This window comes from Achromobacter arsenitoxydans SY8, assembly GCF_000236785.1.
Lineage (GTDB): Bacteria > Pseudomonadota > Gammaproteobacteria > Burkholderiales > Burkholderiaceae_B > Achromobacter > Achromobacter arsenitoxydans.
This window is the reverse complement of sequence record NZ_AGUF01000042.1, coordinates 79,569-103,193: the sequence shown is the minus strand read 5'-3', so window position 1 is coordinate 103,193 and position 23,625 is coordinate 79,569. Positions and strand designations below refer to the sequence as shown.

Here is a 23,625-nt window from a genome sequence, read left to right as displayed (position 1 = left end):
CTGTATTGATATTGGGGAACAATGAAGATGGTTGATCGCGCAAACAGCCTGGCGCTGCCGGAAAACCGCGTGGTCCAGGTCGACGACCTGACGGTGCGCTTCGTGGGTTCGGAGCGCACGGTCGAAGCCGTGCGTAATCTGTCGTTCCATGTGGACCGGGGCGAAACCCTGGCCATCGTGGGCGAATCGGGTTCGGGCAAGTCGGTGACGTCCCTGGCGCTCATGCGTCTGGTGGAGCACGGCGGTGGGCGCATCGCCCAGGGCAGCATGGCCCTGCGCCGGCGCAACGGCTCGGTGATCGACCTGGCCAATTCCAGCCAGCGCGTCATGCGCAACGTGCGCGGCGCCGACATGGCCATGATTTTCCAGGAGCCCATGACCTCCTTGAACCCGGTGTTCACGGCCGGCGACCAGATCGCCGAATCGATCCGCGAACACCAGGGCATGGATGCGGCGGCGGCGCGCGCGGAAGCGCTGCGCATGCTGGAGCAGGTCCGGATTCCGGAGGCCAAGTCTGTGCTGGACCGCTATCCCCATCAGCTGTCGGGCGGCATGCGCCAGCGCGTCATGATCGCCATGGCGCTGGCCTGCAAGCCGGCCCTGCTGATTGCCGACGAGCCGACCACCGCGCTGGACGTGACGATCCAGGCCCAGATCCTGCAGCTGATCCGCCAGCTCCAGGAAGAAATGCACATGGGCGTGGTGTTCATCACCCACGACATGGGCGTGGTGGCCGAAGTCGCCGACCGCGTGCTGGTCATGTTCCGCGGCGACAAGGTCGAGGAAGGTCCGTCCGAACGCGTGTTCGCCGCGCCCCAGCACAACTACACCAAGGCGCTGCTGTCGGCCGTGCCGAAGCTGGGCGCCATGCAGGGCACCGACCTGCCCGCGCGTTTCCCGCTGCTGCAGGTGGAAGGCAAGGCCCAGCCCGTGGCCGAGCCCGGCGCGACCAGCACGCAAGAGGTGCCCGCCGGCAAGCGCGAACCCATCCTGAGCGTGCGCAACCTGGTGACGCGCTTTGACCTGCGCGGCGGCATCATGAGCCGCGTGCAACGCCGCGTGCACGCCGTGGAAAAGGTCAGCTTCGACCTGTATCCCGGCGAGACCCTGTCGCTGGTCGGCGAATCCGGCTGCGGCAAGTCCACGACCGGCCGTTCGCTCCTGCGTCTGGTGGACAGCCAGGGCGGCGAAATCCGTTTCGGCGGCCGCGACATCGTGCGCCTGAAGAATACCGAGCTGCAGTCCCTGCGCCGCGACATCCAGTTCGTGTTCCAGGATCCGTTCGCTTCGCTGGATCCGCGCGTGACCGTCGGCTTCTCCATCATGGAGCCGCTGCTGGTGCACGGCGTGGCCAAGGGCAAGGACGCTGAAAAGCGCGTGGCCGAACTGCTCGAGCGCGTAGGCATGCCGCCCGAAATGGCGCAGCGCTATCCGCATGAATTCTCGGGCGGCCAGCGCCAGCGCATCTGCATCGCGCGCGCCCTGGCCCTGAACCCGAAGGTCGTGATCGCCGACGAATCCGTGTCGGCGCTGGACGTGTCGATTCAGGCGCAAATCGTGAACCTGCTGATCGACCTGCAGCGCGACATGGGCATTTCGTTCCTGTTCATCTCGCACGACATGGCCGTGGTCGAACGCGTGAGCCACCGCGTGGCGGTGATGTACCTGGGCCAGATCGTCGAAATCGGCCCGCGCCGCGCGATCTTCGAGAACCCGCAGCATCCCTATACCAAGAAGCTGATGTCGGCCGTGCCGATCGCCGATCCGGCGCGCCGCCACATGAAGCGCACCTTGTTGTCCGATGAAATCCCCAGCCCGATCCGCAAACTGAATGACGAACCCGTGGTGCAGCCGCTGGTTCAGGTCGGTACGGATCATTTTGTAGCCCGCCATCCTGTTGGCGGCGCGTATTGAGTCAGTAGTTCACCCTTTTTTGGAACCAGGAGTTGCAATGATGAAAGTTCTGCGCCCCACCAAGCTGATGGCCGCCGCCGCGGTGGCCTTCGGCGTGCTCACCGCGCCGTTGGCCCACGCCGCCAAGGACGTGACGTTCGCCGTCTCGATCGCGCTGGAAACGCTCGATCCCTACAACACCAACAGCACCCTGAACCAGGCGGCCGGCAAGGCCTACTACGAAGGCCTGTTCGAATTCGACAAGGACCTGAAGGTCCAGAAGGTCCTGGCCACCGACTACACCGTCAGCGAAGACGGCCTGGTGTACACGTTCAAGCTGCGTCCCGGCGTGAAGTTCCATGACGGCACCGACTTCAACGCCGAAGCGGTCAAGATCAACTTCGACCGTCCGTCCAATCCGGACAACCGCCTGTCGCGCTACATCCAGTTCAGCGTCATCGAGAAGACCGAAGTGGTCGACCCCATGACCGTCAAGATCACGCTGAAGAAGCCGTTCTCGGCCTTCATCAACGCGCTGGCCCACCCGGCCGCCATGATGATCTCGCCCGCCGCCCTGGCCAAGTACGGCAAGGAAATCGGCTTCCACCCGGTCGGCACCGGTCCCTTCGAATTCGTCGAATGGAAGCCGGCTGAGTACCTGAAGGTCAAGAAGTTCGACGGCTACTGGAAGAAGGGCTACCCGAAGGTCGACACGCTGACCTTCCGCACCGTGACCGACAACAACACCCGCGCCGCCGTGGTGCAGACGGGTGAAGCGCACTTCGCCTTCCCGGTGCCGTTCGAGCAGGCCGCCGTGCTGAAGAAGAACGACAAGCTGGACGTGGTCGATCACCAGAACTCGATCATGGCCCGCTACCTGTCGATGAACACGCAGCAAAAGCCGTTCGACAACGTCAAGGTGCGTGAAGCCATCAACTACGCCATCAACAAGGAAGCCCTGGCCAAGGTCGCTTTCTCGGGCTACGCCACCGTCGTCGACGGCGTCGTGCCGCAAGGCGTGGACTACGCGCACAAGATCGGCGCATGGCCGTACGACATCAAGAAGGCCAAGGCCCTGCTGGCCGAAGCTGGCTACCCCAACGGCTTCGAAAGCCAGCTGTGGTCCGCCTACAACGACGGCACCTCGGTGAAGGTGGTTCAGTTCCTGCAGCAGCAGCTCGCCCAGGTCGGCATCAAGGTGTCGGTGGAAGTCCTGGAATCCGGCCAGCGCGTGCAGCGCGTCCAGCAGGTGCAAAAGCCTGAGGACGCCAAGGTCCGCATGTACTACGCCGGCTGGTCCTCGTCGACCGGCGAAGCCGACTGGGGCCTGCGCCCGTTGCTGACCACCGCCGCTTTCCCGCCGGTGCTGAACAACGTGTCGTACTACTCGAACAAGTCGGTTGACGCGGGTATCCAGGAAGCCCTGGCCACCACCGATCGCGCCAAGAAGACCGAAATCTACAAGAACGTTCAGGAAACCATCTGGAAGGACGCCCCGTGGGCCTTCCTGGTGACCCAGAACAACCTGTACGTGAAGTCGAAGAACCTGTCGGGCGTGTACGTGGAGCCGGACACCTCGTTCTGGTTCGGCGACATCGACCTGAAGCAGTAAACCAAGCAGTAACTCTCGGGGCCTTCGGGCCCTTGTAAGGCCACATACGGCGGGGGCGCGGTGTCCCCGCCGATGTTGCAGGAATTTCAATGCTGACCTACATCGTCAAACGTCTTTTGGGCATGATCCCCACGCTGCTGCTGGTAGCGGTGGTCGTGTTCCTGTTCGTGCACATGCTTCCGGGCGACCCGGCGCGACTGGCCGCGGGCCAGGAGGCCGACCAGCAAACCGTCGAGCTCGTGCGCAAGGAACTTGGGCTGGATCTGCCCCTGCCGCAGCAGTTCGTGCGCTACTTCAGCCACATGCTGCAAGGCGACCTCGGGACCTCGCTGCGCACCAAGCGCCCCGTCTCGACCGAAATCGCCGACCGCTTCATGCCCACGTTGTGGCTCACAATCGCCAGTATGGTGTGGTCTGTGGTCTTCGGCATGATCATCGGCATCGTGTCGGCCGTGTGGCGCAATCGCTGGCCCGACCGTCTCGGCATGACGCTGGCGGTGTCCGGCATCTCGTTCCCCGCGTTCGCGCTGGGCATGATGCTCATGCAGGTGTTTTCCGTGAACCTGGGCTGGCTCCCCACCGTGGGCGCATCCACCTGGCAACACTACATTCTTCCGTCCATCACGCTGGGCGCCGCGGTGGCTGCGGTGATGGCGCGCTTCACGCGGGCGTCTTTCGTGGAGGTCATCCAGGAAGACTTCGTGCGCACCGCCCGCGCCAAGGGCCTGACCGAACGCCGCGTCGTGATCAAGCACGCGCTGCGCAACGCGCTGATTCCCGTCGTGACCATGATGGGCCTGCAGTTCGGCTTCCTGCTGGGCGGCTCGATCGTGGTCGAGACCGTGTTCAACTGGCCCGGCCTTGGCCGCCTGCTGGTGGACGCCGTGACCCAGCGCGACTATCCGGTGATCCAGGGCCTCGTGCTGCTGTTCTCGCTGGAATTCATCCTGATCAACCTGATTGTCGATGTGCTCTATGGCGTCATCAATCCCAGCATCCGTTACAAGTGAGGCGGCAATGAGCAATACGACACCCGCCGCAACCATCGCCGCCGCTCCCAAGACCGACGTGCGCACGCCCGCCACCGAGTTCTGGCGCAAATTCAAGAAGCAGAAGCTCGCCGTCGGCGCGGGCATCTTCGTCCTGCTGCTGGTCCTCGTCGCGGTGTTCGCGCCCTGGATCGTGCCGTTCGACCCGGAGAACTTCTTCGACTATGACGCGCTGAACGCCGGACCGTCCCTGACGCACTGGCTGGGCGTGGACTCGCTGGGCCGCGATATCTTCAGCCGCATCATCATGGGCGCCCGCATCTCGCTGGCCGCGGGCTTCCTGTCGGTCGCCATGGGCGCGGTCGTCGGCACCTTCATGGGCCTGATGGCGGGCTACTACGAAGGCTGGTGGGAACGCATCACGATGCGTATCTCCGACGTGCTGCTGGCTTTCCCCGGCATGCTGCTGGCCATCGGCGTGGTCGCCATCCTGGGTTCGAGCATGGTTAACGTGATCGTGGCCGTGGCCGTGTTCAGCGTGCCGGCGTTTGCCCGCCTGGTGCGCGGCAACACTCTGGCGATCAAGCAGATGACCTACGTCGAGGCGGTCAAGAGCGTGGGCGCGTCCGACTGGACGATCATCATGCGCCATATCCTGCCTGGCACGATCTCGCCGATCGTGGTGTACGGCACGATGCGGATCGGCACGTCGATCATCACCGCGGCCAGCCTGTCGTTCCTCGGCATGGGCGCTTCGCCTCCCACGCCGGAGTGGGGCGCGATGCTGAACGAAGCGCGCGCGGACATGGTCATCGCCCCGCACGTTGCGATCTTCCCGGCGCTGGCGATCTTCCTGACGGTGCTGGCGTTCAACCTGCTGGGTGACGGCCTGCGCGACGCGCTCGATCCGAAGATCGACCGCAAGTAAAGAGCAACTGGATTTGCGCCGCCGACCTCGTTCCGCATGCGATGAACGAAGACGGCGGCGTTTTGCATTGAGGCGCGTGGCGACACGTGACGACCATGGAACAACAAGCGCAGGACTTTCCCCGCATCGGCGTGCTGCCGTCGGGTCCGCTGGATTCGATTTGCGACGTGGGAGATGTGACGGTCGGGCATTGCACGCTGGCTGACGGACCCGTGCAGACGGGCGTGACCGTCGTGCGCCCGCACGGCGGTGATTCCTACCTGAACAAGACTCCCGCCGCCGCGACCGTGCTCAATGGGTTCGGCAAAAGCACGGGGCTCATCCAGGTGCAGGAACTGGGCGTGCTGGAAACGCCCATCGCGCTGACCAACACCTTTGGCGTGGGCACCGTCGCCAATGCGCAGATCCGCAGCGCGGTGGCCGCCAACCCGGGCATCGGGCGCGGCATGGCTACCGTGAATCCGCTGGTCTTCGAGTGCAATGACGGCTATCTGAACGACATCCAGGCCTTGCCCGTGCAGGAGTCGCACTACGCCGACGCGCTGGCGGCCGCGGCCAAGCCGTTCGCGCAAGGCGCGGTCGGGGCAGGGCGGGGCATGTCGTGCTTTTCCTTCAAGGGCGGCATCGGCTCGGCTTCGCGGATCGCTTCCATCCAGCCCGGCCTGCGCCACACCGTGGGCGCGCTGGTGCTGGCCAATTTCGGCCGCCTGCCCAACCTGACGGTGGCGGGCCGGCCCTTCGGGCGCCGGCTGGCCGACCAGCTGGACCGCGGCCTGGCCCAGCAGGGCGAGAATGCCGTGATCGTGCCGGAGAAGGGCTCCATCATCCTGCTGCTGGCCACGGACGCGCCGCTGGACGCGCGCCAACTGCGCCGCCTGTCGCTGCGCGCGGGCGCCGGGCTGGCGCGCACGGGTTCGGTGTTCGGGCACGGCAGCGGCGATATCGCGCTGGCGTTCTCCACCGCCTACACGATTCCGCAGCAGGCCGAGCAGCCGATGCCGTCCATCCCGATGCTGCACGAAACGCGTATCGACCCCCTGTTCGAGGCCGCCGCCGAAGCCTGCGAACAAGCCATCATTTCCGCGCTCTGGCATGCCGAGGGCGTGACCGGCCGCGATGGCCACCAGCGCGCGGCCATCCGCGACGCCGCGCCCCAGTGGCGCGAATGGCTGGCCTCCACCCAATTCTGAATTCACCGTAGGCAATCCCCATGAAAATCCTGATTTCCACCGATATCGAAGGCGTCGCCGGCGTCTTCCATGCAGAGCAGGTCCGCGCCGGCAATGGCGAATACGAGCGCGCCCGCGCCTGGATGACCGCCGAGGCCAACGCGGCCGTGCAGGGCGCGATCGCCGGCGGCGCCGAAGAGATCCTGGTCAACGATTCGCACGGCGGCTTTCGCAACCTGCTGCCCGACGGTCTGGACGAACGCGCCCGCCTGGTGCTGGGCAAGCCGCGCTACCTGGGCATGATGGGCGGGCTGGAAGAGGGCTGCGATGCCGTCTTCATGATCGGCTACCACTCGCGTTCGCAGGGCCGCGGCGTCCTGGCGCACACCATCAACAGCTTTGCGTTCGCGCGCGTCGTCATCAACGGCATGGAGCTGGGCGAGGCCGGGCTGTACGGCGCGCTGGCCGGCGAGATGGGCGTGCCCGTCATCCTGGGCACCGGCGACGACGTGTTCATCGAGGAAACCCGCGACACCTTCCCGGGCGCCGAATGGGTGCAGACCAAGGTCGCGCACGGGCAGGGCAGCGGCGTCACGCTGTCGCCGGCGGCGTCGCGCCGCGCCATCGCCGCGGGGGCCGAAGCCGCCGTGCGCAACTTCCTGCGTGGCGGCGACAACAAAGCCGTTCCTTTCCGCATTCCCGCCCCTATAGAATGCCGGTTGCAGACGCAGAGCGCGGCGCTGGCCGACCTGTTCTGCATGTGGCCCACGCTGGAACGCGTGGACGGCGTCACCTTGCGATTCACCACGGATAGCATGCAGTCGGCCGTCCGCACGCTGAACAGCCTGGCCGCCATGTCTTTCATGTTGCGCTAAGGATCCCTCCCTCCATGTCTAGCACCGACGCCCGTATTGCCCAACTGCGGCAGGCCATGAGCCGCCGCGGCCTGTCCGCCTATGTCGTTCCCTCCTCGGACCCGCACCTGTCCGAATACCTGCCGGCCCGGTGGCAGGGGCGGCGCTGGCTGTCGGGTTTCACGGGGTCGGTGGGCACGCTGGTCGTTACGCCCGGATTTGCCGGACTATGGGTCGACAGCCGCTACTGGGTGCAGGCCGAAGCGCAATTGGCCGGCACCGGCGTGCAGCTGATGAAGATCGCCTTGGCCACCACGCCCGGCCACGTCGACTGGCTGGCCGCCAACACCAAGGCTGGCGACGTCATCGGCGTAGACGGCCAGGTGCTGGGCCTGGGCGCGTTCCGCGCCCTGTCCGCCGCGGCGGCCGCTTCCGGCGCCGCGCTGGAAATCCGCGAGGACCTGCTGGACGAGGTCTGGCCGGATCGCGCCGGCCTGCCGGACGCCCGCATCTACGAACACGTGGCCCCCGACGCCTGCGTGTCGCGCGCCGACAAGCTGGCGCAGGTGCGCGAGGCCATGCGTGCGCACGGCGCCGACGTGCACTTCATTTCCACGCTGGACGATATCGCCTGGCTGTTCAACCTGCGCGGCGCGGACGTGGACTACAACCCCGTGTTCGTTGGACACGCGCTGATCGGCCTGGACCACGCCACGCTGTTCGTGGCGGACGGCAAAGTGGACGACGCGCTGCGCGCCGTCCTGGCCGCCGACGGGGTGGAAGTGGCGGGCTATGCCCAGGCCGCGGACGCCCTGGCATCGCTGGAACTGGACCAGAAACTCCTGATCGACCCGGCCCGCGTGACCTGCGGCGTGTTCCACGCGATGGACCCCGCCGTGCCGCGCGTCGAAGCCATCAATCCGTCCACGCTGCTCAAGTCCAGGAAGACCGACGCCGAACTGGCCAATGTGCGCCAGGCGATGGCGCAGGACGGCGCGGCGCTGTGCGAATTCTTCGCCTGGTTCGAAGGCGCGCTGGGCAAGGACGCCATCACCGAGCTGACGATCGACGAGCAGATCACCGCCGCCCGCGCGCGCCGGCCCGCCTACGTCTGCCCCAGCTTTGCCACGATCGCCGGCTTCAATGCCAACGGCGCCATGCCGCATTACCGCGCCACCCCGGAATCGCACGCCGTCATCGAAGGCGACGGCCTGCTGCTGATCGACTCGGGCGGCCAGTACCTGGGCGGCACCACCGACATCACCCGCGTGGTCGCCGTGGGTACGCCCAGCGCCGACCAGAAGGTCGATTTCACGCTGGTGCTCAAGGGCATGATTGCGCTGTCGCGCGCCTCGTTTCCGCGCGGCACGCCGTCGCCCATGCTGGACGCCATTGCGCGTGCGCCCATCTGGGAAGGCGGCGCGGAATACGGCCACGGCACCGGCCACGGCGTGGGCTACTTCCTGAACGTGCACGAAGGCCCGCAGGTCATTTCCTACCGCGCGATGCCGGGCCCGCACACGGCCATGGAGCCGGGGATGATTACGTCGAACGAACCCGGCATCTATCGTCCTGGCCGCTGGGGCGTGCGCATCGAGAACCTGGTTGCCAACCGCAGTTGGCTGACCTCCGAGCTGGGCGAGTTCCTGTGCTTCGAAACCCTGACGATGTGTCCCATCGACACGCGCTGCATCGAACCTTCGCTGATGCGCGAGGACGAGATCGACTGGCTGAACGATTATCACAAGACGGTGTTCGAACGCCTGTCGCCGCTGGTCGACGGCGAGGCCCTGGCCTGGCTGACGCTGCGCTGCGCCGCGATCTGAACCGTCTCGCAATGCCGGCGTGAGACGCCGGCGCAATGAAAAAGCCGCGGTCATTGCCGCGGCTTTTTCATGAAACTGACCTTAGCCTTCGCGGTAGAGCAGGCGCGAGCCGACGAAGCAGCCCAGCGCCAGTAGCGCCCCGTAGGCCAGCAGGGCCAGGCCGGCGGCGGCCTGGGATTGGGTGGCCCAGACAAGCTGGTCCCAGGTCATGCTTTTCAGCACCATCAGGCCCAGCCCGATGCCCAGCGCCTGGGCAAACCAGAAGGCCAGGCTGCCGAGCGCCACGGCGCGCCCCAGGCGCGGGGTTTCCAGGTGGCGGGGCAGGACCTTCAGGCAGACAAACATGGACAGCGCCAGCACGGCTAAGGGCAGCAGCCAGTACCCCATGGCGTACTGCGCCCAGCCCGCTTCCAGCGTCTGCATTTGCAGATAGCCGCCCAGCGTGATCGAAACGCTCGTCTGCCAGGCCAATATGGTCAGGCCGCAGATCCACACCAGGTTCCGCCGCGTCAGGGCCGGGGCGCCGGACGGCCCGGCGGGAGCCGTCGTCCAGGCCGCGATGCGCAGCGCCAGGCAGATGCCGATGATTTCCAGGGGGATGGCGACCGCCCGGATCAGAAGATTCATGACGATGAACCGCCCGGTGACGCCCAGGCCGAACCAGGTTTCCAGCAGCGAGCCGCTTTTGATCAGGCTGACTGTGAACGAACTTTGCGCCATGGCGATGCCGCTCGTCAGGCACAGCGTATAGAGGGCCTGCAAGGCAAGGAACGTGCCCAGCAGCCTGCCCGGCTGGTCGACGGTGGACGTATTGTGACGCGCCAGCCAATGGCGCGTGGCGCCCCAGGCGGCGAGGCCGACGATCAGCAGGGTGGAAGCCGCGTTGGCCAGCAGCGGCACCAGCACAGGCGGCTGCATATAGCTTTCCCGGATCCGGTCCATGTAGGGCGAAGGGCTCATCAGCGAGTAGGCCTGGACCAGCGCGGTGTAAGCCAGGCGCAGCAGGACGGCGGCGACGGCTAGGCGCCAGGCAAGGGAATAGGCAGGTCGGGAAAGGGCGCTCATCGGCGGGTTCGCGAAGGACTAGGGAAAGGCTGTCGGAAAAAAACAGCGGCCAAAAAATAGGGATCGAACATAGCACGACGGCGCCGCGCGGCTCGCAGCCATGTCGTGCGGAGTGCAGCCAAATGTTACGTGAACGGCGCTAGGGGAAAACCCAAATAAGTCGCGCCGCCCGGCTATAATCCAAATTTCCCGCACGCGCCCGCTCGTCCCGGGTGCTCATTACGATGACCAAATACGTATTTGTCACCGGCGGTGTGGTGTCTTCCCTGGGCAAGGGCATCGCCGCTGCGTCGCTTGCCGCTATTCTTGAGTCGCGTGGTTTGCAGGTAACCATGCTGAAGCTCGACCCCTACATCAACGTCGATCCGGGCACGATGAGCCCCTTCCAGCACGGTGAAGTGTTCGTCACTGAAGACGGCGCCGAAACCGACCTGGACCTGGGCCACTACGAGCGTTTCATCTCCGCCCGCATGCACAAGGTGAACAACTTCACCACGGGCCAGATCTACGAATCCGTGCTGCGCAAAGAGCGCCGCGGCGACTACCTGGGCAAGACCGTCCAGGTCATTCCGCACATCACGAACGAAATCCAGGACTTCATCGCCCGTGGCGCCGAAGCCGGCTGGAATGGCAACACCGACGTCGCCATCGTCGAAATCGGCGGCACGGTTGGCGACATCGAGTCCCTGCCTTTCCTTGAAGCCGCCCGCCAGATGAGCCTGCGCATGGGCCGCAACAACGCGGCCTTCGTCCATCTGACCCTGGTGCCCTTCATCGCCTCCGCTGGCGAACTGAAGACCAAGCCCACCCAGCACTCGGTGCAGAAGCTGCGCGAAATCGGCATCTACCCGAACGTGCTGTTGTGCCGCGCCGACCGCCGCATCCCCGATGACGAGCGCGCCAAGATCTCGATGTTCTCCAACGTGCCCCTGGACGCGGTCATCTCCGTCTGGGACGCCGACTCGATCTACAAGATCCCGGCCATGCTGCACAAGCAAGGCGTGGACAACATCGTCTGCGAGGCCCTGGGCCTGACCCCGCCGCCGGCCGACCTGTCCATGTGGGACAACCTGGTCGAAGCGCTGGAGCACCCCGAGCACGAACTCACCATCGGCATGGTCGGCAAGTATGTCGACCTGACCGAGTCGTACAAGTCGCTGACGGAAGCCCTGGTCCACGCCGGCATCCACACGCGTTCGAAGATCAACATCGAATACATCGACTCGGAAGACATCGAAACCCGCGGCACCGACCAGCTCAAGCACCTGGACGCCATCCTGGTTCCGGGCGGCTTCGGCAAGCGCGGCACCGAAGGCAAGATCGCCGCCATCCGCTATGCCCGCGAAAACGGCGTGCCCTACCTGGGCATCTGCCTGGGCATGCAGCTGGCCGTCATCGAATTCGCGCGCCACGTCGCCGGCCTGGGCGGCGCCAACAGCACGGAATTCGATCCCTCCGCGCCGCACCCCGTGGTTGCGCTCATCACCGAGTGGATGGACCGCGAAGGCAAGGTCGAAAAGCGCGACAACTCGTCCGACCTGGGCGGCACCATGCGCAAGGGCGCGCAACGCGTGCCGATCAAGGCCGGCACCCGGGCCCAGGCCATCTACGGCGACGAAGTGAACGAACGCCACCGTCACCGCTACGAAGTCAACAACGTCTACGTGCCGCGTCTGGAAGAATCCGGCATGGTGATCAGCGCCCGCACCCCGACCGAAAACCTCCCGGAAATGATGGAATTGCCCGACCACCCGTGGTTCGTGGGTGTCCAGTTCCACCCGGAGTTCACGTCCACCCCGCGCGACGGCCACCCGCTGTTCTCCAGCTACATCCGCGCCGCCATCGAGCAAAAGGCTCGCCGCGGCCAGGAGGCCTGATGGGCGTCCGCGGTCTCGAGTTCCGTAAGCGGATCTTCGGGGCCGCGGGCCGTTTCTCCAGCGCCGCCCTATACGGCGGCGCTTCTTTCGGATACAACCGATTAGCATCGGATATGCGTCGCCCGTCCGCCTTGCGCGACACTGGCGGCAGCGCCGTATCCGGCGTCAGACCGAAACCAACGCAACTGCTCTGAAGGAACCCCATGAGTGCCTATCTGATCGCCGACGTCAAAGTCACCAAGCCTGCGCAGTACGAGGATTACAAGCGTCTGTCCACGCTCGCGATGCGCGCGTACGATGCCAAGATCCTGGTGCGCGGCGGCGAATCCCGGCACCTCGAGGGGCGTGAGCCAGGCCGCACCGTCGTCATGGAGTTTCCGTCCATGGCCGCGGCCCAGGCCTTCTACGACTCCTGGCAGTATCGCCGCGCCCGCAATGCCCGCGAAGGCGCGGCCGTCATGAATATGTTTATCGTTCAGGGAATGTAAAGTCATGAGTGCAATCGTCGACATCATCGGCCGCGAGATTCTGGATTCGCGCGGCAACCCCACCGTGGAATGCGATGTGCTGCTGGAATCCGGCGCCATGGGCCGCGCGGCCGTGCCGTCGGGCGCATCCACCGGCGCCCGCGAAGCCATCGAGCTGCGCGACGGCGACAAGAGCCGTTATCTGGGCAAGGGCGTGCTGCGCGCCGTTGAAAACCTGAATACGGAAATCTCCGAGGCCCTGATGGGCCTGGACGCCCAGGAACAGACCTTCGTCGATCGCACGCTGATCGAACTGGACGGCACCGAGTCCAAGGAACGCCTGGGCGCCAACGCCATCCTGGCGGCCAGCATGGCCGTGGCCCGCGCCGCCGCCGACGAATCGGGCCTGTCCCTGTATCGCTACTTTGGCGGCAGCGGCCCCATGAGCATGCCCGTCCCGATGATGAACGTCATCAACGGCGGCGCGCACGCCAACAACACGCTGGACCTGCAAGAGCTGATGATCCTGCCGGTGGGCGCCGGCAGCTTCCGTGAAGCCCTGCGCTGGGGCGCCGAAGTCTTCCACATGCTCAAGAAGCTGATCCACGGCCAGGGCATGTCCACCGCCGTGGGCGACGAAGGCGGTTTCGCACCCAACGTCCCCAGCCATGAAGCCGCGATCCAGCTGATCCTCAAGGCCATCACCGAAGCCGGCTACGAGCCCGGCTCGCAGATCGCCCTGGGCCTGGACTGCGCCAGCTCCGAGTTCTACCGCGACGGCAAGTACACGCTGGCCGGCGAAGGCGGCATCTCGCTGTCCTCGCAGGAATTCACCAACCTGCTGGCCACGTGGTGCGACAAGTACCCGATCATCTCGATCGAAGACGGCATGGCCGAAAACGACTGGGAAGGCTGGAAGCTCCTGACCGACCAGTTGGGCAAGAAGGTGCAGCTGGTGGGCGACGACCTGTTCGTCACCAACACCAAGATCCTGCGCGAAGGCATCCAGAAGGGCGTCGCCAACTCGATCCTCATCAAGATCAACCAGATCGGCACCCTGACCGAAACGTTCGCCGCCATCGAAATGGCCAAGCGCGCCGGCTACACCGCCGTTGTGTCGCACCGTTCGGGCGAAACCGAAGACTCGACCATCGCCGACATCGCCGTGGCAACCAACGCCATGCAGATCAAGACCGGTTCGCTGTCGCGTTCGGATCGCATGTCCAAGTACAACCAGCTCCTGCGCATCGAAGAGGAACTGGCTGAAGTGGCGTCGTACCCCGGCCTGGAAGCTTTCTACAACCTGCGTTGATGAGAAGCGCGGCCCGGGCTTGATGCCGGGGCCGCATCCACGCCACGACTGCTGAGGGTTCCCGCGTATGCGCCTGTTGTTCCTGGTGCTGTTCGTGCTGCTAGGCCTGATCCAATACCCGCTGTGGCTGGGTAAGGGCGGGTGGTTCAAGGTCTGGGATCTGCAACGCCAGGTGGCGGAGCAGCGCGAGACCAACGAAGGCCTGCGCGCGCGCAACGCCGCGCTTGAAGCCGAAGTGCGGGATCTTGAAGGCGGTTCCGGCGCCATCGAAGAACGGGCGCGCGGAGAACTGGGCATGATGCGCGACGGCGAAGTGTTCGTGCACATCCTGCCCCAGAACACGCAACCTCCCGCCGGCGCCTCCCTGGCTGCCGACGCCGCGGCCAAGCCCGCGAGTCCGACGCGCGCCAGCGCGCCGGCTGCCCGGCCCGCGGCTTCTGCCCCGGCGCGACCCGCCGCCGGCGCCAATCCCGCCAATACCCGGCATTGATGCCCGAAGGGCAGCCCCGCAGGCGCTTTTGCCTGGTCATGGGCTGTCCTGATTCCTATTGGCCCTTGCCCGCGTCGTCCTGACGCGGGGTCAGCCTGTTTCCTGATCGCAGCGGAGTTGGCGGCATTCGCCGTACACCATGCCCGCCGGATGGGGCGTCCTGCGCGCCCAATCCAGCGGATGCGTGTGCATCTCGGTTTCCAGCTCGACCCGCATCGGCAGCAGGCCCTGGGCCAGAGCCTGCCCGGCATAGGTGTCCTCGCCGCGGCCAAGCAGGGCCAGCAGGGTGCGCAACGGGGGCAGCAGCGGCTTGTGCAGATAGGTCAGGCGCAGCCTCAGCGTGTTGGCGTGGAATATGTTCTGGTCGCCCGGCGCGAGTGGCCGGCGTGCGTGCTGCAGGTCCTGGTAGTCGTTGTCGATGGCGCGCAATTCTGGCGCCGCGGCGACCTTCAGGCCGGCCCGCGTGTGCAGGCGGAATGACCGGTCGTCCGGCTGCAGCACTTCGATGCGCCAGGGGTGCGACCCCATCAGCGCGGTCAGCTCCCCCATGGCGCGCGCCTGCCGGGCCAGCGCGCCCGCCGTGCCCCGCGCATCCGCGTGCAGCGGCAGCAGCGCCTGCAGGAAGGCCGCCCGCATGCGCGCCGGATCTCCATGGCCCGTGGCCCCCGCGCGCGCCGCTTCCATCAGCGCCAGGTGCGCGATCTGGCGAGCCCCATGCCAGCGGGCGGCCTCGGCCGTCAGCAGTCCCAGCAGCAGCAGGATGGCGCCCGCCACGGCGAATTCGATGGCGGCGGCGCCCCGTTGCCGGCCGGCGGCGCGTAAGCGGCGTGCAGAGAAAAAGGCGGTCATGGCTGCGCAGTGTGGCGCGCTCATGACCGCCTGTCGATGAGGACTATCCGGCGTGGCGAATGTGTGCCGGCGGGCTTGCCGGCAACGCCTTCTTCAATGCACCGTGGGCGGCTTGTCTCCGGAGGCGGGCTGGTGCGCCGAGAACAGGGCCGCGCAGTCGACGGCGTCGAACTTGTAGGGCTTGCCGCAGAAGTCGCAGCCCACGTCCACCTGTCCGCGTTCCGCCAGGATGCTGTTCACTTCTTCTTCGCCCAGCGAGCGCAGCATGTTCGCCACGCGCTCGCGGGTGCAGGGACAGTGCCAGCTCACGGGCAGGGGGTCGAACGCCACCAGCGTTTCTTCCCAGAACAGGCGGTGGATCAGGGTGTCGATGTCGGTTTCCAGAATCTCGTCGCGCTTGAGGGTGCCGGCCAGCGCGGTGATACGGTCCCAGGTCTCGGTGGCGGCCTGTTCGCTCAGGATCTGCGCGTCGGCGCCGCCGTGGTGGGGCAGGCGCTGGATGAGCATCCCGGCGGTGTGCCCGGCATCGGCGGCCAGCCACAGGCGGGTATCGAGCTGTTCGGAGGCCTTCATGTAGTGCTGCAGGGCCTGGGCGACAGTGTCGCCCTCAAGCGGCACGATGCCCTGGTAGGCCTGCTGGCCGGGCAGTTTGCGCTGCGGATCCAGCACCACGATGAAACGCCCGTTGCCGCCGGGGTTCAGGAGGCTCTGCATGGTGCCGTCGGTGGGCACGTCGTGGCCTTCGCGCATTTTGACGGTGGCGCGCAGGCTGAGATCGGAGCGGCATTCCACCACCAGCAGGGCGATGGGGCCGTCCCCCTGGATCTGGAGCACCAGCGAGCCGTCGAACTTGATGTTTGCGGCGAGCAGGGTGGAGGCGGCCACCAGTTCGCCCAGCAGGTTGGTGATGGCCGGCGGGTAGTCGTGATTAGCCTGGACGGCCTTCCAGGTGTCCTCCAGGCGCACCGCTTGCACGCGGACGCTACGGTCTTCGGTAAGGTATTTTTTGAGCTGATCGGTCATGGAGGAATGTTAGCCGATCGGAGGGGGGTATTCCCCCTGCTGCCAGCAGGGGGTTGCGCCGTTCCCGGGGAGGGTCAGGCCAGCCGCTTCAGGGCCGTCTTGTACTGTTGGCCGCGCGCCACGTAGTGGGCGGTGTTTTTGTGCATGTTGGCGATTTCTTCTTCCGAGAGCTCCCGGACGACCTTGCCGATGCCGATGACCAGCGAATTGTCCGGAATGACGCGGTCTTCCGGGATGATGGCGCCCGCGCCGATCAGGCAGTTGCGGCCGATGACGGCGTTGTTCAGGACGATCGCCTGCATGCCCACCAGGGCGCCTTCATGGATGGTGCAGCCGTGCAGCATGGCCTGGTGGCCCACGGTCACGTTGGGGCCGATTGTCATGGGACAGCCCGCATCCACGTGCAGGACGCTGGATTCCTGGATATTGGTGCCCTGGCGGATCACGATGGCGTCGTTGTCGCCGCGGATCGAGACATGCGACCAGATGCTGACGCCCGCCTCGAGCGTGACGTTGCCGATGATGTCGGCGCTGTCGGCCACGTAGGTCTGCGGATCAATGCGGGGGATAAGGTCGTTGAGCTGGTAAATCGCCATGCCTAGGTCTCCGGTTGCTGTGCCGGGGCGACCAGGGGCGCTCCAACGTCTGTATTGGCCGCGGGTGCTTGCGCCCGCTCTTCTTCGCGCAGGCGCAGGACGCCGCGCTGGATCTTGCCGTTCGTGGTCATGGGCAATTCGTCCACGAACTCGATTTCCTTCGGGTATTCGTAGGGCGCCAGGCGTTCGCGCACGTGTTCCTGCAGGTTTTCGAGGATGTCGTTGCGGTCGCGGTGCGCGAATTCCGGCGTGAGCACCACATAGGCCTTGACCAGCGCGCCGCGCTCGGTGTCCGGCTTGGGCACCACTGCCGCGTTCGCCACGGCCGGGTGGCCGATCAGGCAGCTTTCGATCTCTCCGGGGCCGATCCGGTGGCCGGCCGACTTGAATACGTCGTCCGCACGCCCGGCATGCCAAAAGTAGCCGTCGCCATCCACGCTGGCCAGGTCGCCCGTCAGGCACCAGTCTCCCTTGAACTTTGCCTGCGTGGCGGCCTCATTGCGCCAGTAGCCAAGGAACATTACCGGGTCGGGGTAGCCATGGGCATCCTGCCGGTTGACGGCGATCTCGCCGGTTTCGCCTGCGGCGGCGGGTACGCCGTCTTCGTTCAGCACGGCCACGTTGTGGCCGGGATAGGGACGGCCCATGCTGCCGGGCCTGGCGGGCCAGCGCTTGTTGCTGTTGCCCACCACATAGTTCATTTCCGTCTGGCCGAACATCTCGTTGGGCGTCACGCCCAGCGCCGACTGGCACCATTCGAATACGGTTTCGCCCACGCTTTCGCCCGAGCTCATGATGGAGCGCAGCGCAAGCTGGTAGCGGTGGCGGGGCTCGGGCACCGCCTTCATCATCATCTTCACCACGGAGGGGGCGAGGAAGGTATTGGTGACCTGATAGCGTTCCAGCAGTTCGAACGCGCGCTCGACGGAAAACCGTCCACGCGTGCCGACGATGGGGTGGCCGAAATACAGCGTGGGCAGCAGCGCGCCCATTATGCCGCCGGTGGAAGCCCAGTCAGCGGGCGACCAGAACACGTCGGCGGGCTTGGGGAACCAGTCTTGCGAGGCCACGAAGCCAGGCAGGTTGCCGATCAGGACGCTGTGCGGCAGCAGCGCGCCCTTGGGCGCGCCAGAGGCGTCGGAGGAATAGAGCAGGATGGCGGGATCCGCCGAACGCGTCTGTACCGCCTTGAATTCGTTGGGTTGGCGGGCCAGCAGGCTGCGCCAGGGCAGCACGCGTTCGTCCGCGAAACCGATGCCGATGATCTGCTGCAAGGCGGGACAGTTGTCGCTGACGGCCAGCAGGTTGGCGCTGGAGGCATGATCGACAATGGCGACCCGGGTTTCGGAGTCGCACAGGCGGCTTTCCAACGCTTCGGGCCCGAACTGCGCCGAAAGCGGCAACACCACGCCGCCGACGCTATAGATGGCCATGTGGGCGACCACGGTTTCTGGACGTTGTCCCAAAACCACACCCACCCGGTCTCCCCGGCCCACGCCCATTTTCACCAGGCCATTGGCCAACTGGTTGGCGGCTTCGGCCAGCCGCGCGAAGGTCCAGACCTCGCGGTTGCCGGATTCGTCTTCGTAGTAGATGGCGATGCGCCGCGCATCCGGACTACTGGATGCCCAGCGGTGGCAGCACGCTTCCGCGATGTTGAACTGGGTGGGCACCAGCCAGCGGAATGTTTGGTAGAGCGCCTGATATTGGTCGTTCATGGCCCTATGTTGTGAGCACGTTGCAGCGTGAACGGGTCAGATCGCCCGTTACCCAGTTGCAAGCATGACCTAGAGGGCCGTGAACTGCAACATCCCCGTTGCGTAACGGGGACGCATACGGGTTATCACGGGTGCTTGCCCTGCCGGCGCAGCGCCGAAGGGAGGGCGGGCAGGGTCAGGGATCGGGGAGGGCGGCTGGCGGGATCGCGCTGCCGTTCCGCCTGCAGCACGGCCCAGTCCAGCAGCTGGAGCTGGCCGTCGTGGGTCTCGGCCAGGGCGGTCAGGCTCTCCACCCAATCGCCGTCGTTGCAGTACAGGATGCCCCCGACGTCTCGCAGCTCGGCCTTGTGGATGTGGCCGCACACCACGCCGTCCAGGCCCCGGCGCCGGGCTTCGCCCGCCAGCGTTTCCTCGAAATCGGTGATGAATGACACGGCGTTCTTGACCTTGTGTTTCAGGTATTGGGACAGCGACCAGTAATGCATCCCCAGGCGGTGCCGCAGCCGATTGAAGTGGTGGTTGATCCACAGCGCCAGTTGGTAGAGGCCGTCGCCCAGGTGCGCGAGCCAGCGGCTGTGCTGGATCACCCCGTCGAATTGGTCGCCGTGCAGCACCAGCAGGCGCAGGCCCTTAGCCGTGACGTGGATGTCTTCGTCCAGGACTTCGATGTCGCCGAAGGCGAAACCCGCGAATTCACGGGCGAATTCGTCGTGGTTGCCGGGAATGAACACGACCCGGGTGCCGTTGCGCGCCTTGCGCAGAATGCGCTGGATAACGTCGTTGTGCGCACGGGGCCAGTGCCAGTGCTTGCGCAGTTGCCAGCCGTCCACGATGTCGCCCACTAGGTACAGGGTGTCCGAATCGTTGTGGTCCAGGAAATCGAGCAGGAATTCCGCCTTGCACCCGGCGGTGCCCAGGTGGATGTCGGAAATCCAGAGGGCGCGCCAATGTGCGGGTTGGATTTCGGTCACGGTCGCTTCCCTGTGGGCTGTGGTCATGCTTGGGAATGAAACCATCGGGCGATGACGCGCGCATGACGAATCCATGACGCAGTTGTGACGGCGGCGGCGCGTCAGCGGGCCGCCGTCTTGGGGACGTATCGGGCCGCTTATTCCGCCTTTTTGCCGCGCAAAAGCTTCCACAAGCTGCCGCCCAGCGCCGCGGCGGCCAGGATGCCGACCTTGGCGAATTTGGCCAGGAAGGCGGCGATCACCGCGAACAGCCCCAGCTTCTTGGCGGCCACGCCCGCCACCAGCGCCGCCAGGCCATATTCCGCGACCTTGTCGGTGGACGCGTCGAAATCGGCGTATCGCTTGCCGTCGACATAGTGCAGGTTGTCCAGCAGCGCCAGCACGGCGGACTTGTCCACGGGCACCCGGTTCTGCTGCGTGATCAGGTCCAGCGTGATGTAGCCGTCGCGGCCCAAGGCATAGGTGTTGTAGTTGACGGTCGGGTCTTCATCGGCGCCCGCTCCTTTGTGCTTGGCGGCAACCGACCACACCAGGCGTTGCGTGTTGCTGTCGTACTTGGGCGCTTCAACCCAGCCGTCCACCGTCAATTCGGGAAAGCCGCGCTTCTTGCGTTCCTCGTTGGAGGCTTCGGTGCCTTCGCGCAGGTTGTCCAGCAATTCGCCGACATTCCAGTTCCGGGCGTCGTCGTCCTTGATGTAGCCCGCCTTGTCGAAATTCACCGTGACGAGCCAATCCTCCTCGTCGCTCTTGGGCATCACGACGCCCAGCAGCGATGGATCCCTGCCGTTGCCGTAGGCCTGCATCAGCCGTTCTGCCTGCGCGCGCGGCACAAAGAACATGGTCTGGGGCAGCTTCAGGGTGGCCTGGTCGCCCAGCGGGACATCCGCGGGACCATGCTTGGCGGCTGCGAACGCGGCCCTGGAGGCCGATTCGATCTCTTGCTGGGCGGATGCGTTTTGGGCGGATGCTCCCGCGTGCAGGCACAGCAGTGCGCAGGCAAGGACCAGCGGCAGGCGGGAAAGAAAAGCGCGCATCATGATAAAGCCTCAAATAAATGGGGCCTTATTGTCTTCGGGGTCTGCTGTCAGGTTTCTGAACGCCGAACCAAAGTCATTAAGAAGGGCGTTATCTGCAACGGGTCGCGTCGCCGGGCGAGAGCCGGTTGCAGGGGAGGGGGCGGCTTCAGCGCGCCTTCCTGCCCTTGGCCTGCGGCGCATTGCGCAGGCGCGTGCCGAGGATCCGGTCGTGCAGGAACTGGCCGTCCGGATCCAGCCAGGACCAGATGAAGATCGTGAAGGGCGCCGCGACGATGAACATGTCGATGGACGGCCAGCCGGTGGCGATAGCGCCAGCCCAGACCAGGGCCGCGCCCGCCAGCACCAAAGGCCAGGCCAGGATGTAGCGCAGGACCAGCCGACCCGTCGAGGGCGTGTTGCCGTCGCGGTCGACGAGCCGGATGTTCCAGGTCTTCATGGGCAACGTCTGGCCGCGGCGGCGCCAGCACAGCACGAAATACGCGCCAATGGCGATGAACAGCCAGGCCTGGCGGGCGGGACGCAGATCGAGCGCGCTCTTGCTCTGGGTCAGCGTATCCATCAGATAACCAGCCAGGAACACCACGCCGAACAGCAGCACGGCTTCGTACATCATGCAGGCGAATCGGCGCAGGCGATTCGGGGTCTGTTCGAGGGCGGTATCGTTCATGGAGCCGTATTATGCACTGCCCCGCCTTGGGACGGCCCGGCGGACTGGCTTGCCTGGATCTTGTGGTCAAGCCGCCTGGCAGGCACAAAAAAAAACCCGCCGGTAAGGGCGGGTCTATAAAAGGGGCTATGCAGCCCCCAAGGGGAAAATCTGTCGGGCCCGAAGACCCAGGCCTTGCTTAGGCAGCGGAGTGCGCGTTCTTGGCGCTCGTCTTGCCAGCCAGGGCCTTGATGCCGTGGGCCAGCTTACGCAGGCCTGCAGCCAGCGCCCGCATCGGGTGCGGACGGAATTGTTCTTCAATTGCCTGGAGCATCAGTTGACGCTCGAGTTCGTCGGTCAGGCGGATGGTGTTGTTCGGGTTGATCACAATAGCCTCCACGGGCTTGCTCAGTTGTGTGCTACTAGGGAATACCCGAATTATAGGGTTTACCCTGAAACTGTGCAAGAGGGAGGTGCAAGCTGGTGCAACCAGGCAACACCTTGGTGCTGATAATGCCCCAAAACCGCGCGGCGGGGCACCATAAGCAAAGATAGGGGCGGCATGTTGCGGCGCTTTTACAACGCGGCGCTAGGGCTGCAGCGCCAGGCTGCAGCCCCGGAAGGCGGCGTAGGCGGGATCAGGCGTCGCGGTAGCCCGCGGCCACCAGTTCGAAGCCGAACAGGCGGCAATCCAGCGAACCGTTGTGCAGGGGCACCCGGCGCTTGGGTTTCAGGCGCATCTGGTTGGGCAGCGTCAGGTCGCTGGTGATGACATGGAGCTGCCAGCCTGCGAAGTTGCGCTTCAGGCAGGTGGCCCAGTCGCGCCACAGGTCCGCTTCCTGTTCGGTCCCCATCCGTTCGCCATAGGGCGGATTGGTGACGATCCAGCCGTGATCGGCAGGCGCCGTCACGTTGCGTGCATCGCCGACTTCGAAGCGGATCGAGTCGGCAGTAAGCCAGGCCCGTTCCGCGTTGTTGCGGGCGAATTCGATGGCTAGCGGATTCAGGTCGTATCCCACCAGCGGCGCATCCAGTTGGGGCAGGATGCGGGCGCGTGCGTCTTCCTTCAGGTCGCGCCACCGGTAGGCGTCGTGGTCGCGCAGGCGCTCGAAGCCGAACGGGCGGGAAATGCCCGGGGGCACGCCCAGTGCGATCCAGGCGGCTTCGATGAGGATAGTGCCCGAACCGCAGAACGGATCGAGCAGCGGCGCGGCCGGATCCCAGCCTGCCAGCGCCAGCATGCCGGCCGCCAGGTTTTCCCGCAGCGGCGCTTCACCCTTGTCCAGGCGCCAGCCGCGCTTGAACAGGGATTCGCCGGAGGTGTCCAGGTAGAGGGTGGCGGTATGGCCCGTCAGGAACAGATGGACGCGCGCATCCGGGCGCACCGTGTCGATGCTGGGGCGTTCGCCTTCCAGTTCGCGCAGGCGGTCGCAGATGCCGTCCTTGGCGCGCAGGTTGCAATACTGCAGGCTTTGCACCGGGCTCTTGATGGCCGACGTGTCGACGCGCAGCGTCTGTTCGGCGCCGAACCAGCGTTCCCAGGGCGTGCTGCGAGCCAGGTCCAGGATGTCGTCTTCGTGCGAGATCTCGGCGTGGGCAACCTGCACCAGGATGCGGGTCGCCAGGCGGGAATACAGATTGGCGCGCTGTACGCCGGGCCAGTCGGTCGTGAACGAGCAGCCCGCGCGGCCGGCCTGTGCGTCTTCGTAGCCCAGGGCCTGCATTTCGGCGGTCAGCGCCTCTTCCAGGCCCTGGGGGCAGGGGGCGAACACCGTAAAGATTTCGGGGCGGCGGACGTCGCGCGGACGCCGGCTGCGTGTTTCGACGGTGGGGGCGTGGCGCTCGCGGGAATGTTCGGATTCCTGCGCGAATTCCGGTGCGTCCCCGTGTTCGGGTTCGGGGGCGAACTCGGGCGCGGGGCCGTCATCTTCAAAGGGGTCGTAAAAGCGGCCCGCGGGCGTGGCCGGAGCAATGTACTGGTCGTCGCGCAGTCGCGGCGCACGCTGCGGGGCGCGGCCGGAACGCGAACCGGACGCCGTGTCGCCGCGCGTGTCGTCAGCGCGGCCGCGCGCCGATGGGCCCCGGCCGGACGCGCCGCGCCCGCCTTCGCGATCCGGGCCGCGATCATATTGTCCGCGTCCGGGCTGGCCCTCGCGGGCCGGCCCTCGGCCGGCGCTGCTTCGACCGCCGGCAGAGGGTTTGCGCGCACCGCGCGCTTCCTCTTCCTGGCGCCGCTGGTAGCCGGCGGGATCCTTCTGGCGTTCGACGCTTTCCCGGGTGCGCTCGATCTGCGCGACCAGGCG

The 23,625-nt window shown here is 65.9% G+C and carries 21 protein-coding genes; 11 read left to right on the top strand and 10 right to left on the bottom strand.

Going from position 1 to position 23,625, the window contains the following annotated elements:
- The first annotated feature begins 27 nt into the window (after positions 1-27).
- The 7 genes from KYC_RS10795 (at position 28) to KYC_RS10765 (ending at position 9,271) form a co-directional block, all read left to right on the top strand.
- The gene (locus KYC_RS10795) at positions 28-1,914 is read left to right on the top strand and encodes a dipeptide ABC transporter ATP-binding protein (protein ID WP_008161904.1); all 1,887 of its coding nucleotides are present in this window, start codon (positions 28-30) and stop codon (positions 1,912-1,914) included.
- A 37-nt stretch (positions 1,915-1,951) separates the two neighbouring features.
- Positions 1,952-3,505 (top strand): glutathione ABC transporter substrate-binding protein GsiB, encoded by a 1,554-nt coding sequence (gsiB, locus tag KYC_RS10790; RefSeq protein WP_043518106.1) that lies wholly within the window; start codon positions 1,952-1,954, stop codon positions 3,503-3,505.
- Positions 3,506-3,594: 89 nt separating this feature from the next.
- Positions 3,595-4,515: a glutathione ABC transporter permease GsiC gene (gene gsiC / locus KYC_RS10785; RefSeq protein ID WP_008161900.1), complete on the top strand. Its 921-nt coding sequence runs from the start codon at positions 3,595-3,597 to the stop codon at positions 4,513-4,515.
- Positions 4,516-4,522: 7 nt separating this feature from the next.
- Positions 4,523-5,422, top strand: a complete 900-nt coding sequence (gene gsiD, locus KYC_RS10780) for a glutathione ABC transporter permease GsiD (protein ID WP_008161897.1) — start codon at positions 4,523-4,525, stop codon at positions 5,420-5,422.
- A gap of 95 nt (positions 5,423-5,517) precedes the next feature.
- Positions 5,518-6,612: a DmpA family aminopeptidase gene (locus KYC_RS10775; RefSeq protein WP_008161895.1), complete on the top strand. Its 1,095-nt coding sequence runs from the start codon at positions 5,518-5,520 to the stop codon at positions 6,610-6,612.
- 20 nt (positions 6,613-6,632) lie between these two features.
- A complete protein-coding gene (locus tag KYC_RS10770) occupies positions 6,633-7,466 on the top strand; it encodes a M55 family metallopeptidase (protein WP_008161893.1) in 834 nt (277 codons plus the stop codon).
- A 14-nt stretch (positions 7,467-7,480) separates the two neighbouring features.
- The gene (locus KYC_RS10765) at positions 7,481-9,271 is read left to right on the top strand and encodes an aminopeptidase P family protein (RefSeq protein ID WP_008161892.1); all 1,791 of its coding nucleotides are present in this window, start codon (positions 7,481-7,483) and stop codon (positions 9,269-9,271) included.
- Between the two features lie 81 nt (positions 9,272-9,352).
- On the opposite strand, the gene KYC_RS10760 is transcribed toward KYC_RS10765, so the two are convergent.
- Positions 9,353-10,336: a hypothetical protein gene (locus KYC_RS10760; protein ID WP_008161890.1), complete on the bottom strand. Its 984-nt coding sequence runs from the start codon at positions 10,334-10,336 to the stop codon at positions 9,353-9,355.
- 224 nt (positions 10,337-10,560) lie between these two features.
- On the opposite strand from KYC_RS10760, the gene KYC_RS10755 reads away from it, so the two are divergent.
- From KYC_RS10755 to ftsB, 4 genes are all read left to right on the top strand, one after another.
- Positions 10,561-12,213 (top strand): CTP synthase, encoded by a 1,653-nt coding sequence (locus KYC_RS10755; protein ID WP_008161888.1) that lies wholly within the window; start codon positions 10,561-10,563, stop codon positions 12,211-12,213.
- Positions 12,214-12,416: 203 nt separating this feature from the next.
- A complete protein-coding gene (locus KYC_RS10750; protein ID WP_008161884.1) occupies positions 12,417-12,701 on the top strand; it encodes a DUF1330 domain-containing protein in 285 nt (94 codons plus the stop codon).
- A gap of 4 nt (positions 12,702-12,705) precedes the next feature.
- Complete coding sequence (gene eno / locus KYC_RS10745) at positions 12,706-13,992, top strand: phosphopyruvate hydratase (protein WP_008161881.1); 1,287 nt, start codon at positions 12,706-12,708, stop codon at positions 13,990-13,992.
- Between the two features lie 67 nt (positions 13,993-14,059).
- Positions 14,060-14,482 carry a cell division protein FtsB gene (gene ftsB, locus KYC_RS10740; RefSeq protein WP_008161879.1) on the top strand — a complete coding sequence of 141 codons (423 nt, stop codon included), beginning with the start codon at positions 14,060-14,062 and terminating at the stop codon, positions 14,480-14,482.
- A gap of 90 nt (positions 14,483-14,572) precedes the next feature.
- On the opposite strand, the gene KYC_RS10735 is transcribed toward ftsB, so the two are convergent.
- The 9 genes from KYC_RS10735 to KYC_RS10695 form a co-directional block, all read right to left on the bottom strand.
- Positions 14,573-15,355 carry a TadE/TadG family type IV pilus assembly protein gene (locus tag KYC_RS10735; protein ID WP_100148287.1) on the bottom strand — a complete coding sequence of 261 codons (783 nt, stop codon included), beginning with the start codon at positions 15,353-15,355 and terminating at the stop codon, positions 14,573-14,575.
- A gap of 69 nt (positions 15,356-15,424) precedes the next feature.
- Positions 15,425-16,354 carry an Hsp33 family molecular chaperone HslO gene (gene hslO, locus KYC_RS10730; protein WP_008161872.1) on the bottom strand — a complete coding sequence of 310 codons (930 nt, stop codon included), beginning with the start codon at positions 16,352-16,354 and terminating at the stop codon, positions 15,425-15,427.
- A 74-nt stretch (positions 16,355-16,428) separates the two neighbouring features.
- Complete coding sequence (locus tag KYC_RS10725) at positions 16,429-16,950, bottom strand: gamma carbonic anhydrase family protein (protein ID WP_008161871.1); 522 nt, start codon at positions 16,948-16,950, stop codon at positions 16,429-16,431.
- A 2-nt stretch (positions 16,951-16,952) separates the two neighbouring features.
- Positions 16,953-18,668, bottom strand: a complete 1,716-nt coding sequence (locus KYC_RS10720; protein ID WP_008161870.1) for an acetate--CoA ligase — start codon at positions 18,666-18,668, stop codon at positions 16,953-16,955.
- A gap of 125 nt (positions 18,669-18,793) precedes the next feature.
- On the bottom strand, positions 18,794-19,666 hold the full coding sequence (locus KYC_RS10715) for a UDP-2,3-diacylglucosamine diphosphatase (RefSeq protein WP_085945445.1): 873 nt from the start codon (positions 19,664-19,666) through the stop codon (positions 18,794-18,796).
- A 110-nt stretch (positions 19,667-19,776) separates the two neighbouring features.
- Positions 19,777-20,673, bottom strand: coding sequence for a DUF2167 domain-containing protein (locus KYC_RS10710; RefSeq protein WP_043518141.1), 897 nt, complete (start codon positions 20,671-20,673; stop codon positions 19,777-19,779).
- 148 nt (positions 20,674-20,821) lie between these two features.
- Positions 20,822-21,343, bottom strand: a complete 522-nt coding sequence (locus tag KYC_RS10705) for an RDD family protein (protein WP_008161864.1) — start codon at positions 21,341-21,343, stop codon at positions 20,822-20,824.
- 178 nt (positions 21,344-21,521) lie between these two features.
- Complete coding sequence (locus tag KYC_RS10700) at positions 21,522-21,710, bottom strand: hypothetical protein (RefSeq protein WP_008161862.1); 189 nt, start codon at positions 21,708-21,710, stop codon at positions 21,522-21,524.
- Between the two features lie 250 nt (positions 21,711-21,960).
- Positions 21,961-23,610: a THUMP domain-containing class I SAM-dependent RNA methyltransferase gene (locus KYC_RS10695; protein WP_420796111.1), complete on the bottom strand. Its 1,650-nt coding sequence runs from the start codon at positions 23,608-23,610 to the stop codon at positions 21,961-21,963.
- Positions 23,611-23,625 lie beyond the last annotated feature (15 nt).

Coding starts and splice junctions, on each gene's coding strand:
- KYC_RS10750 (WP_008161884.1), top strand. CDS start 12,417: ATGAGTGCCTATCTGATCGCCGACGTCAAAGTCACCAAGCCTGCGCAG.
- ftsB (WP_008161879.1), top strand. CDS start 14,060: ATGCGCCTGTTGTTCCTGGTGCTGTTCGTGCTGCTAGGCCTGATCCAA.
- KYC_RS10765 (WP_008161892.1), top strand. CDS start 7,481: ATGTCTAGCACCGACGCCCGTATTGCCCAACTGCGGCAGGCCATGAGC.
- KYC_RS10735 (WP_100148287.1), bottom strand. CDS start 15,355: ATGAGCGCGCCACACTGCGCAGCCATGACCGCCTTTTTCTCTGCACGC.
- gsiD (WP_008161897.1), top strand. CDS start 4,523: ATGAGCAATACGACACCCGCCGCAACCATCGCCGCCGCTCCCAAGACC.
- KYC_RS10710 (WP_043518141.1), bottom strand. CDS start 20,673: ATGCGCGCTTTTCTTTCCCGCCTGCCGCTGGTCCTTGCCTGCGCACTG.
- KYC_RS10705 (WP_008161864.1), bottom strand. CDS start 21,343: ATGAACGATACCGCCCTCGAACAGACCCCGAATCGCCTGCGCCGATTC.
- KYC_RS10770 (WP_008161893.1), top strand. CDS start 6,633: ATGAAAATCCTGATTTCCACCGATATCGAAGGCGTCGCCGGCGTCTTC.
- hslO (WP_008161872.1), bottom strand. CDS start 16,354: ATGACCGATCAGCTCAAAAAATACCTTACCGAAGACCGTAGCGTCCGC.
- eno (WP_008161881.1), top strand. CDS start 12,706: ATGAGTGCAATCGTCGACATCATCGGCCGCGAGATTCTGGATTCGCGC.
- KYC_RS10775 (WP_008161895.1), top strand. CDS start 5,518: ATGGAACAACAAGCGCAGGACTTTCCCCGCATCGGCGTGCTGCCGTCG.
- KYC_RS10715 (WP_085945445.1), bottom strand. CDS start 19,666: ATGACCACAGCCCACAGGGAAGCGACCGTGACCGAAATCCAACCCGCA.
- gsiC (WP_008161900.1), top strand. CDS start 3,595: ATGCTGACCTACATCGTCAAACGTCTTTTGGGCATGATCCCCACGCTG.
- KYC_RS10760 (WP_008161890.1), bottom strand. CDS start 10,336: ATGAGCGCCCTTTCCCGACCTGCCTATTCCCTTGCCTGGCGCCTAGCC.
- KYC_RS10755 (WP_008161888.1), top strand. CDS start 10,561: ATGACCAAATACGTATTTGTCACCGGCGGTGTGGTGTCTTCCCTGGGC.
- KYC_RS10720 (WP_008161870.1), bottom strand. CDS start 18,668: ATGAACGACCAATATCAGGCGCTCTACCAAACATTCCGCTGGCTGGTG.
- KYC_RS10725 (WP_008161871.1), bottom strand. CDS start 16,950: ATGGCGATTTACCAGCTCAACGACCTTATCCCCCGCATTGATCCGCAG.
- gsiB (WP_043518106.1), top strand. CDS start 1,952: ATGATGAAAGTTCTGCGCCCCACCAAGCTGATGGCCGCCGCCGCGGTG.
- KYC_RS10795 (WP_008161904.1), top strand. CDS start 28: ATGGTTGATCGCGCAAACAGCCTGGCGCTGCCGGAAAACCGCGTGGTC.